The 394-nt window shown below is 48.7% G+C and carries 1 pseudogene; it reads right to left on the bottom strand.

The annotated features are described in order from the left end of the window. A pseudogene (locus tag OCH80_RS10230) lies at window positions 1-394 on the bottom strand (HNH endonuclease); the annotation flags it as partial.

Genomic DNA, 394 nt, shown 5'->3' with positions numbered 1-394 from the left:
CATCTGAGAGGCGAACATAAGCGCCTTTTGACAGGTAGCTCTGCACATAGCCCCTGAGATTAGTCCCGATGACATGTACATAGTCATTGAGCCATAATCCTCTGGCATGCTTTGTGTTCTTGGCATTGCGTTTTGATGTTCTGTTTGCTTCTTTTCTGCCTTTGCGGGCGGTTGCCTCATGAAGCGAACGCCTCTTTTTGCGGAACTGGCTGATCATCGCTACCGTCTCCGGCATCTGACCAACTGACTTGATCCCGCTGATTGCGATTGCATCCGTGAAGTGTCCCTTTGGCAGATTGAATTTTTTGCGGTCAAAGAAAGTCTGATAGCCATATTGGTAAGACGCTTCAGGGAAAGCGGTCATGATCCGCTTGCGCAGAATGTTCATGAACGT

This window comes from Lactobacillus sp. 23-2 (assembly GCF_044902225.1).
GTDB lineage: Bacteria > Bacillota > Bacilli > Lactobacillales > Lactobacillaceae > Lactobacillus > Lactobacillus absianus.
Note: the sequence above shows the minus strand (reverse complement) of the source record. Positions and strands in the feature narration are given on the sequence as shown.